The sequence below is a fragment of the Rhizobium sp. 05N49 genome (genome assembly GCF_056396805.1).
In genome coordinates, this window is record NZ_JBFTME010000008.1 from 226919 (window position 1) to 241533 (window position 14615).

The 14615-nt window shown below is 58.2% G+C and carries 15 protein-coding genes; 13 read left to right on the forward strand and 2 right to left on the reverse strand.

Annotation, left to right across the window (positions count from 1 at the left end):
* Positions 1-124 precede the first annotated feature (124 nt).
* Positions 125-1177 carry a 2-dehydropantoate 2-reductase gene (locus tag AC1DF8_RS18195; RefSeq protein ID WP_113206468.1) on the forward strand — a complete coding sequence of 351 codons (1053 nt, stop codon included), beginning with the start codon at positions 125-127 and terminating at the stop codon, positions 1175-1177.
* A 69-nt stretch (positions 1178-1246) separates the two neighbouring features.
* On the opposite strand, the gene AC1DF8_RS18200 is transcribed toward AC1DF8_RS18195, so the two are convergent.
* Positions 1247-2968, reverse strand: coding sequence for an extracellular solute-binding protein (locus tag AC1DF8_RS18200; protein WP_478154354.1), 1722 nt, complete (start codon positions 2966-2968; stop codon positions 1247-1249).
* A gap of 82 nt (positions 2969-3050) precedes the next feature.
* Positions 3051-3956, reverse strand: a complete 906-nt coding sequence (locus tag AC1DF8_RS18205) for an NAD(P)-dependent oxidoreductase (RefSeq protein WP_112547617.1) — start codon at positions 3954-3956, stop codon at positions 3051-3053.
* Positions 3957-4322: 366 nt separating this feature from the next.
* Here AC1DF8_RS18205 and AC1DF8_RS18210 point away from each other — a divergent pair, with 366 nt between their 5' ends.
* From AC1DF8_RS18210 to AC1DF8_RS18265, 12 genes are all read left to right on the forward strand, one after another.
* The gene (locus AC1DF8_RS18210) at positions 4323-5159 is read left to right on the forward strand and encodes a glucose 1-dehydrogenase (protein ID WP_478154355.1); all 837 of its coding nucleotides are present in this window, start codon (positions 4323-4325) and stop codon (positions 5157-5159) included.
* A 71-nt stretch (positions 5160-5230) separates the two neighbouring features.
* Positions 5231-6304 (forward strand): 2,3-butanediol dehydrogenase, encoded by a 1074-nt coding sequence (locus AC1DF8_RS18215; protein WP_478154356.1) that lies wholly within the window; start codon positions 5231-5233, stop codon positions 6302-6304.
* Positions 6305-6360: 56 nt separating this feature from the next.
* Positions 6361-6645, forward strand: a complete 285-nt coding sequence (locus tag AC1DF8_RS18220) for a YciI family protein (RefSeq protein WP_113013697.1) — start codon at positions 6361-6363, stop codon at positions 6643-6645.
* Positions 6642-7655 (forward strand): Gfo/Idh/MocA family protein, encoded by a 1014-nt coding sequence (locus AC1DF8_RS18225; protein ID WP_478154357.1) that lies wholly within the window; start codon positions 6642-6644, stop codon positions 7653-7655. The genes AC1DF8_RS18220 and AC1DF8_RS18225 overlap by 4 nt, the downstream gene beginning before the upstream one ends.
* Before the next feature lie 11 nt (positions 7656-7666).
* Complete coding sequence (locus tag AC1DF8_RS18230; protein WP_478154358.1) at positions 7667-8650, forward strand: zinc-dependent alcohol dehydrogenase; 984 nt, start codon at positions 7667-7669, stop codon at positions 8648-8650.
* Positions 8651-8653: 3 nt separating this feature from the next.
* Positions 8654-9712: an SDR family oxidoreductase gene (locus AC1DF8_RS18235; RefSeq protein WP_478154359.1), complete on the forward strand. Its 1059-nt coding sequence runs from the start codon at positions 8654-8656 to the stop codon at positions 9710-9712.
* Between the two features lie 18 nt (positions 9713-9730).
* Entirely contained in the window at positions 9731-10612 is an 882-nt protein-coding gene (locus AC1DF8_RS18240; protein WP_183851236.1) for an intradiol ring-cleavage dioxygenase, read from the forward strand.
* Between the two features lie 2 nt (positions 10613-10614).
* The gene (locus AC1DF8_RS18245) at positions 10615-11679 is read left to right on the forward strand and encodes a maleylacetate reductase (protein ID WP_478154360.1); all 1065 of its coding nucleotides are present in this window, start codon (positions 10615-10617) and stop codon (positions 11677-11679) included.
* 154 nt (positions 11680-11833) lie between these two features.
* Entirely contained in the window at positions 11834-12118 is a 285-nt protein-coding gene (locus tag AC1DF8_RS18250; protein ID WP_112547626.1) for a YciI family protein, read from the forward strand.
* Between the two features lie 50 nt (positions 12119-12168).
* Positions 12169-12348: a hypothetical protein gene (locus AC1DF8_RS18255; RefSeq protein ID WP_113148124.1), complete on the forward strand. Its 180-nt coding sequence runs from the start codon at positions 12169-12171 to the stop codon at positions 12346-12348.
* Positions 12349-12459: 111 nt separating this feature from the next.
* Positions 12460-13485, forward strand: coding sequence for an ABC transporter permease (locus AC1DF8_RS18260; RefSeq protein WP_478154361.1), 1026 nt, complete (start codon positions 12460-12462; stop codon positions 13483-13485).
* Entirely contained in the window at positions 13482-14549 is a 1068-nt protein-coding gene (locus AC1DF8_RS18265; RefSeq protein WP_478154362.1) for a substrate-binding domain-containing protein, read from the forward strand. Before AC1DF8_RS18260 ends, AC1DF8_RS18265 begins: the two co-directional genes overlap by 4 nt.
* Positions 14550-14615: the final 66 nt, after the last annotated feature.

Genomic DNA, 14615 nt, shown 5'->3' on the forward strand with positions numbered 1-14615 from the left:
CCCGAAGTCAGCTACATCCAGATTGGATAAAACCGTCGTTTAAGTTTCTACGATCGGCATTACGATCGTCCTATCTGATCGCGCGAAGCTGTTGAGCGGCGCGAAAATGTTGGGAGAACATAGAATGACCGGAGCTGATAAGAGACCAAGGATCGCGTTCTTGGGAACGGGCGCGCAAGGGGCCTCCATCGGTGCAGATTTCGCTCTTGCGGGACTAGACGTCACGTTCATTGAGCAGTGGCCGGAACACGTCGAAGCAATTCGTCGCGACGGCATCACGGTTAATCTGCCGTCTCGTACGATAAATGTTCGAGTCCCAGCGTTGCACCTGTGCCAGGTAGCGGAGATCAAGGAGCCATTCGATTTGGTTTTCCTGGTCGTCAAAGCTTATGACACGAAATGGGCATGTCAGTTGATCAAGCCGTGCCTCGCTCCCGATGGTCTGGTCATCGGTCTCCAGAATGGCATGACGCACGAGGACATCGCCGATGTCGTAGGTCGACATCGGACCGTTGGTGCCGTCATCGAGATAGCGTCCAACATGTTCGTCCCCGGCATTACAAATCGCCAGAACGATCATGACACCTCGTGGTTTGCTCTTGGCGCCTTGGATCCGGCAAACCAGGACCGGGTGGAACATGTTGCCGAGCTTCTAAGAAACTCTGGGCGCGTCGAAGTGCTGGACGACATTCATTCGGCGAAGTGGATGAAGCTGGTCGTGAACGCAGCGGAGCTTATCCCCTCCGCGATCGTCAACCTTCCACTGGCTGACGCCGCGCGGCATCCGGGAATGCTGGAAGTAATGCGGGAGGCGGGATACGAAGCGATGCAGGCAGCGCTGGCCGACGGAGCTCAGATCATCCCGATCATCGGCATGTCTGCCGTCACAACCAACCATCCGGAACGGTACGTGGACCAAATTTTCGAAGAAGTCCTAAAGACGTTTTCCCAAGCCGACACGCTCACCACGTCTCTCCAGGATTGGCGAAAGGGCCGTCGGGCAGAGGTGCAGGAGGTAAATGGTCTGGTTGTGGACATACTCGCGCGCCACGGAAGGAAGGCGCCGGTGAACGAACGCGTTGTCCAGGTCGCTTTGGATATCGAGAAGGGGGTGCTCCTGGCCCAACCGGATAACTCCGGTCTGTTGATCAGAACGGACCAGGCCGTTCCGGCCTAGTGTTTGGATCCCGAAGATCGCAGCCGCCTTGAGGCGGCTGTTCTTCTCAGCGGGGACAGGTGGAGGTGCTCAAACGCTCCGAACTTCTCGACGGTGATGACTTCGCACTCTTAGGCTTGCCTCTATTTGACAAGCAGCCGTCTCGAGTGCCGCGCGAGGTGTCTTGTTGCCTAGCAATGCGTCGTGAATTTCCTCACCCAGGACTTTCTCGATCGTTGTGTACTGCGGAATTTTTGGACGCTGCCACGTGTGTAGCAGGCTCTTCTTCGCAAGCTGATCAACGAACCTGACGATCGGGGAGCTCGCCGCAGCTTCCGGATCAGCGCTCACGGAGAAACGCGGTGCTACGGGAAAGCCGTTCTTCACATGTGCTTTCATAGCTTCCCTTGAGGCCATCCACGCGATCGCATCAGCGGCCATTTCGACACGTTCTTCAGGAAGGTTTGTGGGGATGCAGAAGAGAAAGCCGCCGATCGGCGAAGCGCGTGTGCCGCCGGGTCCCGACGGCTGTGGGAGATACTCAACCCTGCGCTTCACCACCGATTGAACATCGTACTCGAACCGCGCGGCGCGCATCGTCCAGAAATAGCCAAGACTCGCTCTACCGCGAAGGAAGACGTCGAGCGTCTTGTCCCAGGCCATCTCCAAGATCTTGGGCGGTGAGATCTCCATGAGTCGGCGCATATAGTCCAGGGCGGCAAATCCTGCGTCTGAGAGGATAGTGCATGTGAGCTCATCCGGATCGAGACCATCGAGCGTAAAACCGGATCGCGTCCTGCGGAGCGATATTGCTGGTTGTCCGCACGCGCCCATGAAGAAGAGGAAACTTGATGCTATCGGCATGCCGCGAGCGCCATCCCAAACCGCACCGTACATGCCGTCATCGGGTTGGTGGAATTTGCGGCCGGCCTTGATTACTTCGTCGAAGGTTTTCGGGAAGGGTACGCCGGCTTCGGAGAGAAGGTCCTTGCGGGCGGCCAGGAATTCTACCGTGCAGTATCCGGGAACGCCATAGTCTCTGCCATCCCATGTCGCCGATGACCAGATGGTTGGATGGAAGTCGAGAGGGTTAATGCCTGTTTTTTGAATATACTGGTCAATCGGACGAACGATCCCGCTTTCGGCGAACTCTCCGAGCCACGGCATATTGATGGCAATTACGTCGTAGTCGGAGAGCTTCTTGGCCGCGTTTTCCCTTGCGCGTTTATAAAGCTCGGGAAGCGGTAACAGGTCGAAGTTCTTTCGCGAGGCAAGATTGCTGCGGAAGTCGGCCCACATGTTCCGCATGGCGGAGAAGTAGTTGTCGTTGTTCAGGAGAAAACGGAGCTCGATCTGGGACTCGGCCCGACGCTGGACAAGGCGCATTGGTGGGATGATCTGCGAGCCGAGCGGCGTCCCTCCGAAGTAGTACTCGTCTTCCTCTTCTCCGGTTCGCAGTCCCAAGGTTTGTGCAAGTAGCGATTTCGTCTTGCGAGCGTAAGACTCGAACGAGCGAATGAGCTGGTCGCTTGGCTGCAAAGCGAAGCGCTGGCCAGAGGGGCCCTTGGAAATCTTGACTATGTGGCCGGCGTCAATGAGACGATTGATCAATCTCATTGATGTTGCATAGGGGAGACCCGACTCCTGGCCAAGAGTGGAGATCGATACAGGCTGGCTCAAGATATGCGACTTGATCAGGAACATGACGATCAGCCAGACCGCATCTTCGTTGGCGGCATCGATTACCTCCCTGAACGGTCGGCGCGTCTTTTCAATGAAGTCGATGATGCGCAGCATTTCGTATTCGTTCACGTCGGCCTCCCAACCGTCGCTATTTGCAGTCAGACTAGCGTGCCGCCCATGCTTGCACCAGCCATGACGCGGACGCTCTTACTCAGGAGGCTTTCTTCTCTCGGCTGAGACCGGCTAGGCGCTCGGATTGCTCGAAGAGAACGAAAAAGTCCTTTTCCGCCAAGCCATCGGCGAATGCGGCTTCGTACTGCTGGCGGATCACGGAGGCGAGGTACATGGGCACATGATCAGACTTCGCTGCGCCAAGGATCAGGTCAAAATCCTTCATCATTTGAGAGACCGAGAAGGCGGGGTCAAAGTTCCGATTTACCAGTAGGTCGCGCTTGTATGCGATCAGCGGTGAGGCAACAGCGCTCTCGCAAATGACGTTCAGCATTGTTTCAACCGACAGATTGCCCTTCAGTCCGAGTGTGAGAGCTTCGCCAAGGAGAGCGGCAGTCGCACCAACGAGCGCGTTCAGGACGAGCTTCAGGTATCGGGCCTCCTCGCCATCTCCCAGGTAGAACTGCTTTGTGGAGAAACTGGCGAGGATCGGCTCGACCTTGCGGTAGGCATCCTCTGGGCCGGAGACCATGACAGAAAGCATGCCGGACGACGCGGTAACCGTGCTGCCTGATACCGGAGCTCTAAGATATGCGACACCGGCTCGGGATAGTGCGTCCGCAACCTCGGCTGAGAGCTCGGGAGATACGGTGCTCATCTCGACTACTATCTGACCGGGCCTCAATAGCTCGGCGAGGGTGGCTGGTGCCAGTATGAGAGTGCGCAGAATGACGTCGTTTGGAATGGTGAGCATCACCACGTCCGATGTTTCCACTAGGTCTTCAAGGCTATGAGCTACGTTTGCACCAAGAGCCACCACTGAGGCGCGATTTTCGGGGAGCGGTTCATAAACGGAAACGGGGTATCCGTTCTCGAGCACACGTCTGCTCATCGGGGCGCCCATCTTGCCAATGCCAGCCCAGCCCACTCTCAATGTCTCGCTCATTGCAAAACCTTCCTTCCCTGGCGGCGTCTGCCGTCCAGATACTTCTTGCCGCTATGTCGAAGGAGAGCCTGACAATCGGCTGCATGCGTCCGTTCGGCGCAAGCGCCATCTCCTCCCACAGAAATAGTAGCTTCAGCCCGAGAAGGATTGCTGCATTCAAAATATCCGTTTCGGATAATTAAAGATTTGTCGAGCCGCCGGTCCATCCTCTAGCGTTCGTCTAGGATCGCACGGCGTTTCCTGTGGGAGGAACCAAGCCGTCAGTCGAATGAGAACACGTGCAAGCCACCGGTTTGCGCGAAGGAGTTCTGTAGCTGATGGCTTCCTTGCATTGGCGAATTAGGCGGACCAACGACCTGCTCCCCGATGCGCCGGCTAACGGGTGGTGGAATATGGAATTCAGGGAGGTGTGTCGTGACGGGATCAGTTGAAAACAAGGTCGTCATCGTGACTGGTGCCGCGCGAGGCATCGGTGCGGGCATCGCAGCCAACTTGGTCGAGAACGGCGCTAAAGTTGTCATCGCAGACCTGAATGAGGAAACGGCGAGACAGACTGCGGCGAAGATTTCAACCGGCGACGGCGATGCCATCGCGATTGGGGTCGACGTTTCCGATCGACAGAGCGTGCAAGAGCTGATCGCAAGGACCGTCGAGCATTTCGGCCGCCTCGACGTGATGTTCAACAATGCCGGAATCAGCCAGACCTGCCCGTTCCTCGAGGTCACTGATGACGACTTCGACCGGATCATGCGGATTAATGGCCGAGGCGTGCTGATAGGTACCCAGGAAGCCGCCAAGCAGATGATCGCACAAGGCACCGGCGGGAAGATCGTAAATACGGCATCCATCGCCGGAAAGCAGGGCTATCCCTTGTTCGCGCATTATTGCGCTTCGAAGTTTGCAGTCGTGGCCCTCACGCAGGCTGCCGCCCGTTCGCTTGCAGAACACAAGATCACCGTCAATTGCTTTGGCCCCGGTGTCGTGAAGACCGAGCTCTGGGAGCAGCTTGACCGTGAGTTCATGGATCACGGCCTCACCGCAAAGCCTGAACAAGCGATCAATGAGTTTTCGCAGTCGATCCTCTTGGGAAGGGTGTCTCTCCCCGCAGACATCAGCGGCGTGACCACGTTCCTCGCCTCAGCGGCGTCCGACTACATCACCGGGCAGACGATCATGGTCGATGGCGGGATGGTTCTGATCTGACGGCGCGCTTAGGGGCGAGAATTATTCGACCGTCAGGAGATGGTGGAGCAGAACATGCAAAGGACAGAGCAATGAAGGCTGTTAGATACTACTCCAAGAAGGATATTCGGGTCGAGGACGTGAAAGCCCCCGAGGGACCGCTTGGCGACGACATGGTGCTCGTCGAGCCCCTTGTGTGCGGTATTTGTGGCACCGATATCCATGAATATATCGCGGGCCCGATCGTCACGCCGGCGACACCCCACGTCTATTCCGGGGCGACGTTGCCGCAGATCCTGGGGCATGAGTTTTCTGCTCGTGTGATCGAGGTCGGCAAGAACGTGACACACGTCGTTCCCGGATCCCGCGTCTCCATCCAGCCCCTGATTTCGCCTCGCGACGACTACTATGGACGTCGTGGGCTGTTCCATCTCAGTGAAAAGATGGCCTGTGTCGGTCTCTCGTGGGACTGGGGTGGAATGGGCGAGCGCGCAGTCGTCAACGGTTACAACGTTTTTCCGGTTCCTGACACGGTCTCGGACGTTCAGGCGGCGATGATCGAACCTGCAGCCGTGGCCGTCTACGGCGTCGATCGTGGAGGCGTTACGTCGGGAAGCTCGGTCCTCGTCTCCGGAGTAGGACCGATCGGCGCGCTCGTGTTGCTCGCGACCAGGGCCGCAGGCGCGACCAAGATCTTCGTATCCGAGCTGAACCCCAATCGAAGGGAACTTGCGAAAGCACTTGTTCCCGAGGCGATCGTCTTCGATCCGCGCGAGACCGATACCGACCAGCTATTTCGCGATCATACGGAGGAGGGGGTGGGCCTAGACGTTGCCTTGGAGTGTGTCGGCGCCGAAGCTTCGCTCAATATGTGCGCCAAGGCGGTCCGCCGCCAAGGAACCGTAGTCCAGGTTGGACTTCATGTCCGGCCAGCATCCATTGACGCCATGTTGTGGGCGCTGAAGGACATAACCGTCGAAGCCACCTGGTGCTACCCTGTTCAGATCTGGCCGAGGATCGCTCAGATGATCGGGGCCGGCATCTTCCCGGTCGAAAAGATCGTCACCGCACAGATTGCTCCCGAGGAAGTCGTCGAAAAGGGCTTCGAAGCACTTCTCGACCCCGCGGGGACCCATCTCAAAATCCTTGTCGACATGAAGGCCTGATCGCTTGCGAGCTGTCGCTGCCGCGACGCTACCGCTGAATTGAAAGGAATTATCGAATGCATTTCGTTGTTCATTGCCTAGACCATGAGGGCGCCGTCGAAAAACGACTGGCGAACTATGATGCCCACAAGGCGTATCTTTCGACGGGCAAAACCAAGACCGTGATCTCCGGGCCGCTGCTGGCCGACGACAACGAAACCATGATCGGCTCCCTGTTCGTTTTCGAGGCGGACACCAAGGAAGAGATCGTCGATTTCAACAGCGCCGACCCGTTCACCAAGGCCGGCGTATGGAAAACGGTCAATATCCATCCTTTCAACAAGCGGGTGGATAATCGATGACCATTCGCGAGGAAAAACCCGTTATCGCAGCGCTCGTTGGTCTTGGCTGGTGGGGGCGCAAGATGGCCGCCCTCGTCAGCGCCGGCGGGGCCGGAATGCACTTCACCCATGGCGTCGATCCGAATCCCGATGCATCCGCTTTCGCTGCTGAGATGGGGTTGCAGTATTCTCAGGACATGGCGGACGCGCTTGCAGATCCGTCCGTCGAGGCTGTCGTGCTGGCAACGCCGCACTCGCTGCATCGTGAGCAGATCGCGCGCGTCGTTGCTGCAGGCAAGCACGTCTTCTGCGAGAAGCCCCTCGACCTTACCAAGGCGGGTGCGGAAGCGTCCGTGGCGCTTTGCAAAGAGGCTGGCGTGGTGCTTGGGATGGGGCACGAGCGCCGGTTTGAAACGCCGATTGCAAGGATCCTTGAAGCAGCGAGCTCCGGCAAGCTGGGGCGCCTTCTGCAGATCGAGGCCAATTTCAGCCATGACAAGTTTCTCGGTCTCGACCCTTCGAACTGGCGCTTGAAGGCAGACCAGGCTCCCGCCGGAGGCATGACGGCGACGGGCATTCATCTTACAGACCTGGCCGTGAAGCTGATGGGGCCCGCCAAGGACGTGCGCGTCATGTGCGAGAACCTTGCCTCCTCGATCCCGCAAGGCGACACGATGAGTGCTCATATTCGTTTCTCCGGCGGTGGTACCGCCTACATATCGGCAACGCTCGCGACGCCGTTCATTTCCCGCTTCGCGGTATTCTGCACCGAGGGATGGATCGAAGTCCGCGACAAGGCTCACGTCGAGGCGCCGGATGGGTGGGTCGTCACCGAGGGGTGGAAGAACAAGCCGATTACGGTTCAGGAACTGCCGCCCGCTGAGCCAGTTCGTGACAATCTACGGGCGTTCGCCACCGCTGTGAGAGGTGAGGGCTCATATCCGATCACCGGGGAAGACCTGATCAACAACATTGCCCTGCTGGAAGCAATCGTACGCGCCGCCAACACTGGCTCGTTGGAACAGATTTAAGGAGGAGGATAATGAAAGCTCTAGTTTTCGAAGCTCCGGAACGGCCGGTTATCGCCGATGTCGGGATGCCGGATCTGTCGCCCAACGAGGTACTCGTCCACACCAAGGCGGTTGGGATCTGCCATTCGGATTACGAGCTCCTCGCTGGCCGCTACATCATCCCGATCTCCTACCCGGTGACGCCCGGACATGAATGGAGCGGGGAGATCGTGGAAGTCGGCCGAAACGTGAAGGGATTCAAGAAAGGCGAGCGCGTCGTGGGCGAATGCGTCGTCCGCACGCCCGATCGTCTCCATCATTTCGGTTTCTCCATGAGCGGAGCCGACCGCGAGTACTTCGCAGTCAATCCTGAATGGCTCCACAAGCTTCCTGATGCCGTCGACAACAAGAAGGCGGCGCTGATCGAGCCCTTCACATGTGGCTACTATGCGGTGATGAGGTCTGGTGGCACGAACGCAAGCGAGACGGTCGTCGTGTCGGGCGGTGGCACCATTGGCTTGGTTTCGGCCGCAGCAGCGATCGGTATGGGGGCGAGGGTCATCGTGGTCGATCCTCTGGCAACACGCCGCGAGGTCGCCAAGCGCCTCGGCGCCGACGAAGCTATCGATCCTTCTGACGGAGGCGCCGCAGACCGGATTCGCGAGCTGACCGGGGGGCACGGCGCAGACCTCGTGATCGAGGCGTCAGGCCATGATGCGTCTCTCGCTGCGGCCTTCGATTACACTCGCGAGGAAGGAAGGATGTCGATGGTTGGCATCAACATCGGACGCAAGGTGCCGGTGACGATCGGCCAGATCCAGATGAAGAACCTGACGGTGCGCGGCTGCATCGGCTCTCCCGGTGTGTGGCCTGCTGCAATTCGCTTCCTTGAGCGCACGGGGATCGACTTGTCGCCGATCCAAACCCACGATTACGCTCTCACCGACGCCGTGGAGGCGTTTTCATTCGGACAGGATCCGACGAAGAGCATCAAGATCACACTGCTGAACGGATAAGAGATGACCAAGAAGGCACTCATCGTAGGCGCGACCGGCATCACCGGAAGCAATCTTGCAGAAAACCTCCTGGCGAGCGGTGACTGGACCGTGGCAGGCCTTTCACGTTCGCAAAGCAAGGTTCCCGGGGTGCGGACGCTGAGTTGCGATCTCGTTGACGGTCAATCGGTAAAAGCCGCTCTCGCTGAAGAGCGCCCCAGCCACGTGTTCATCACGGCCTGGTCACGCCAGGATACCGAAGCGGAGAACTGCAGAGTGAATGGCGCTATCGTTCGCAACGTGCTCGATGCCGTTTCCGGCCGAGGCGTTGAACACGTAGCGCTTACTACGGGCACCAAACATTATCTCGGACCGTTCGAATCCTACGCGAAGACCAAGCCGGAAACCCCGTTCAGAGAGGAGCAGGAGCGCCTTCCTGGAGAGAATTTCTACTATGTCCAGGAAGACGAGATTTTCACTGCGTCCGCGAGGGACGGCTTCACCTGGTCCGTGCATCGTCCTCACACCCTTATCGGCTATGCAGTTGGCAATGCCATGAACATGGCGGCGACACTGGCCGTCTACGCTTCCATCTGCCGTGAAACCGGTAGACCTTTCATCTTCCCAGGATCACCGGAGCAGTGGGAAGCGGCGACAGACGTCACTGATGCCCGGCTCCTGGCAAAGCACCTCAAATGGGCGGCAACCACCAGCGCGGCGGCCAATCTCGCCTACAACGTCGTCAATGGCGAGGTGTTTCGATGGAAGTGGTTGTGGCCACGTCTTGCTGCCTATTTCGGTCTTGAAGCCGGCGCCTATCCAGGGAGCCCGACCCCGCTCGAAGAGCAGATGCGTGAGGCGGGTCCGATATGGGACGAGATGGTGGCGAAATACTCGCTGGAACCAAATGCTCTTACCCGCGTGGCATCGTTCTGGCATTCGGACGCAGATCTCGGGCGCCAGATCGAGACGTTCAACGATATGGGCCGCAGCCGGGAACTGGGATTCCTTGAATATCAAGACACAACCCGGTCTTTCACGGATGCCTTCGATCGTTTGCGGCTGGACCGCATCATTCCCTAGATGTCTCGAGGACTGGACATGGCCAAAAGCATAACCGCGATCACCTCGACGGCTGGTTTCTTTACCGAAGATAATTCCGTCGAGGCAGTGAACGCCCGAATGGGCAAAGATATAAGTCCCCGGCTTAAGGAGGTCATGTCCTGCCTTGTGAAGCACCTTCACAGCTTCGCCCGTGAAATCGAGCTGACGCAAGCGGAATGGGAGTTCGGGATCGATTTCCTGACCCGCACCGGGCAGATGTGCACGCGGGAACGACAGGAGTTCATCCTTCTTTCCGATACGCTTGGAATGTCCATGCTGGTCGATGCGATCAACAATAGACGCCCAGTTGGTGCGACGGAAAACACGGTCTTCGGACCCTTCCATGTGGAGGGGTGCCCGATCCGAAAGATGGGTGAACAGATTTGCCTCGACGGCAAGGGCGAAAGCTGCCTCTTCATTGGACGGGTGGTCGATCTGGAAGGCAATCCGGTTTCGGGTGCCCGGATCGACGTATGGTCGGACAACGCGGACGGTTATTACGACGTCCAGCAGCCCGACATCCAGCCGAAGTGGAATAACCGGGGTGTATTCATCACCGCTGCCGACGGCCAGTACAGCTTCGTTGGTATCAAGCCGGTTTCATATCCTATCCCGGACGATGGTCCTGTCGGACAGATGCTCTCAAGCCTCGGCCGCCACCCGTTTCGTCCCGCGCACATGCATTACATGGTGCGAGCGGATGGCTTTCAGAAGCTGGTCACCCACACGTTCGTTGGCGGCGATCCGTATTTGGAATCCGACACGGTTTTCGGCGTGAAGCAGACGCTCGTCGCGCCCTTCACGAAGGTGGAGGATGGCGAGACGCTCTGGCGGTCCGACTTCGACTTCGTGCTCGCACGGCAGACCGATAGGAGATGAGGGTGGAACGGTTCCTTTATACGGGAAATCCCGCCAGGGTGGTTTTTGGCCAGGGCACAATCGCTAGCCTTCCTGAGGAAGCAGACAGGCTGAAGGCCCGCCGCATCCTAGTGCTCTCGACGCCAGAGCAGGCGTCGCAGGCGGCAGACATTGCCAAGAGCCTGGGAGCGCGCGTCGTTGCGACCTTTTCCAAAGCGCAGATGCATACGCCTGTCGAGGTAACGGCCGACGCGATGAAGACTGTGGAACGCCACGATATCGACGCGCTCCTTTCAGTTGGTGGCGGGTCGACGACTGGACTGGGCAAGGCCATTGCCTTGCGAACCGACCTCCCACAGATCGTCGTCCCGACTACGTATGCTGGCTCTGAGGCGACGCCCATCCTCGGCGAGACCGATGGTGGGCACAAGGTCACCAGGTCAGATCCGCGGATACTCCCAGAGGTCATCGTCTATGATGTCGATCTTACCCTGACCTTGCCCGTGCCGTTGTCGGTGACGAGCGGGATCAATGCCGTCGCCCATGCGGTCGAGGCGCTCTACGCCAAGGAGGCAAATCCCGTCGTCTCTCTGATGGCGGAGGAGGGGATCGGTGCCATCGTGCGCGCGCTTCCTCGCATACATGCCAACAAAGGGGACGTCGAAGGACGCACTTCAGCTTTGTACGGCGCTTGGCTCTGCGGCGTGTGCCTCGGGTCGGTAGGAATGGCTCTGCATCACAAGCTCTGCCATACGCTCGGTGGCATGTTCAATCTACCGCATGCGCAGTTGCATACAGCAGTCTTGCCTCATGCTTTGGCCTACAATGCGTCTGCTACATCGGCTGCGATGGAGAGGCTAAGCCGCGCACTGGCCGCGCCTGATCCTGCGATGGCACTTCATAAACTTGCAAAAGGTCTGGGCGCCGAGATGTCGTTACGAGATCTAGGCATGCCCGACGGCAGTATCGAAGCGGCGGCAGATCAGACTCTTAGTAACGCTTATTGGAATCCAAGAGAACTGGATCGCGGAGCCCTTGTTCAACTACTGGAACGCGCCTTCCGCGGAGATGAGCCGAAGGTCGGATGATGCGAGAAGGCAACGCGGAGGCGGGATAATACTGGAACATCCGAAATGGATAATTCCCTTGTTTTCTTCCGGCACCATCAGGCTACCATCGATAATACGAAATCAAATATCGTCGGTATTGTGAGGAATCGCCGATAATTTGGGAGGTGGAGAAATGCTCGCAGTCCGTTTCGCGATATCGGATCCGAACAAGGACTCCCTGCGCGAAATCTACCTCGAGGAACACAAGCGGTACCTGCGATCGAAAGAAGTTTCGATCATCCAATCCGGGCCGATATTGAACGAGGGCGGATCAGGCGAGGGCGGGGTAGTCGTCGCCGACGTCGGATCTCTCGAAGAAATGCGTCGTTTCAGCTCGGCGGACCCCTTTGTTGTCCACGGCATCTACCGCGATGTTGCGATCTACGAGTGGCGCCCCACGATTGGAGGTCGTGGCTAGCCTCGCTCGCGAACGGGATTGATCTGCTGATTTTCTAAGGAGGAGAGAAAATGAAGGCGGTGACAGCTATCACCTTGAATGACATTCTCGATTGGATTGCAGAGGCGGGAAGCATCTGTAGCGGCATCCTCGTAGAGTATCGCGAGCTGCGTGACGGGGAAGCTGATGCCTACCGTTTACGAAATCGACTCCATGATCGGGACAGGTTTTTGCAGTCTCGCGCGAACTGACCGCGCTCTGATCTGACCGCTCCTTCTTTTTCCAAACCCAACCGACCGGGCCCGGACTTATGCCGCGAGCCCGCCGGGAAGACAGTGCCCTTTTGAGCGAAAGAAAGCTTGATGCCAAACGCTTCGCCCATCGCCGACATCGGACTTCCCAGGGAGGCAACTTTGAGGATTCCCTTCACGCGAAATTTCGTCACGGTCGTTTTCTCGACGCTCGTGCTCGTAGTCCTGTGTGCTTTGTTTGCTCCGAGCAGTCTTTCGAGCGGCGCTCTCTCGGGAAGCCTTCCGTTTGCTGCAATCATAGCCATCGTGGGCCTAGGCCAACTCCTCGTCGTGCAGCAGGGTGGTTTCGATCTGTCTCTCCCCGGCGCCGTGTCGTTATCCGTGGTCATCGCCACGCACTATCCCCAGCAGGACGACGGGTTGCTTTTCCAGGCCGTGCTTCTTTCTGCCGGACTGTGTGTCGCGGCGGGCATTCTCAACGGCGCCTTGGTGAGCTTCTTCAGGCTGAATGCAATCATTGCGACGATCGGCACCAACGCCCTTTTATACAGTGCAGTTTTCGCGGTGTCGGGCGGCGTGCCATCCATCACCACCAATCTTCTGGCCGAGATCGCAGGCGGCGAGACGTTGGGATTGCCGAACTCGGTGCTCTTCGCACTTGGCGCTATGGCTGTCGTCTCGTTCGCGCTCAAGAAGACCGTGGCCGGTCGCAGGTTCGAGGCGATCGGTGCCAATCCCCTGGCTGGCAAGGCCGCTGGCTTGAACGTGCGCCTCCATCAGATGATGGCCTACATCTATGCTCAGCTTCTTTACTGCCTGGCCGGGACGCTCATCGCGGGAATAACACGTGAGCCGACCGCTTTTCAGGGCGATAGCCTGCTGCTGCCGTCGGTTGCCGTCGTGGTGTTAGGCGGAACATCGCTGCTCGGGGGACGGGGCTTCCCAATCTCGACGGTTATCGCAGCATTTTTCCTAAATCACCTGAGCCTGTTCGCGCTGACGATCGGCGTGCCCTTTTCAGCTCAGACAATCATCCAGGCACTCGCTCTGGGCTTCGGTATCGCGGTTTATTCGATCCGTTGGTCGATGAACCAAGGTGGGAAAACTTCAGCAACAAAAGTGGAGGACGCAAAATGAAATATAGGGAACTTGCAACTTATCTCGGACTGGCAGTGACGACCGCGCTCAGCGGGATTGCGATTGCGGGAGCGGCTCAGGCAGAAGCGCCGTCCTGGTGCGGACCAAAGAAAGCGACACTTGCTTTGCTCGACGGCTACGGCGGCAACAGTTGGCGCCAGGTCACGACTGCTTCCGGCAAGCAGACGGTTGAGCTGTGCCCCAGCATAACCAAGTACGAATACGCCGACGGCCAAGGCGATACCATGAAGTCCATTTCGGATATCAAGAGCATGGCCGCAAAGGGTTTGGATGCCCTGGTCGTTTTCGGTGATGCAGGACCTGCCGTTCTGCCAGCCCTCACGAGCGTCTTCAAATCCGGAAAGGTCGTCGTTCCCTATCGCGTGGCCGTTGGTGGCGCCGATGGAAAGAACTACTCGAAGTTCGTTGGTGCATCGTTCGAGAACGATGGCGAGAGCTGGGGCAACTGGATCAAGACGATTTTGCCCAAGGGAGGCAATCTGCTGTTCTTGAGCGGTCCCGCCGGAAACAGCCAAGGCCTCGACGAGCTGAAGGGTCTGAAGAAGGTGCTCGGTCCCGAATATGTTTTCGTGAACCAGGCGCCTTTCGCAGTCACGAACTGGGATCCGGCGCTGACGCAGAAGGTGCTCACGGCAGAAATTGCGAAGAACCCGAAGATCGACGTTATCATTTCCGACTTCGGACCTTCGCTGGTTGGTGCGCTTCCGCTGTTCGAAAAGCAGGGCAAGTCGGTACCGGCCCTTGCTACGTCTGACGGCAACTCCTTGGGCTGCTTCTGGCAGGAGAACAAGGACAAGAACCCCGACTTCAAGTTGTTCACCGTTGCCACTGGCAACGACAATGTCAGGTTGGCGGTCCAATGGGCCGTGGCTTTGGCGACGGGCGGAACGCCACCGAAGGACGAGATGTTCAAGGCGCCGGGTTTCGAGGACTCCGTTTCGGGGAAGCCGAACCCAGTCCAGTGCCGCAAGGAGCTGCCCGGCGCGATTTACCTATCGTCTGAGCTTCCTGCGGAAGAGCAAGCCAAGGCTGTTGGAAAATAGCCAATCGTCTTGAGACCTGCTCGGAGCGAGTACTTTGAACAGGTCATCCTTTGGAATTGGATCGTG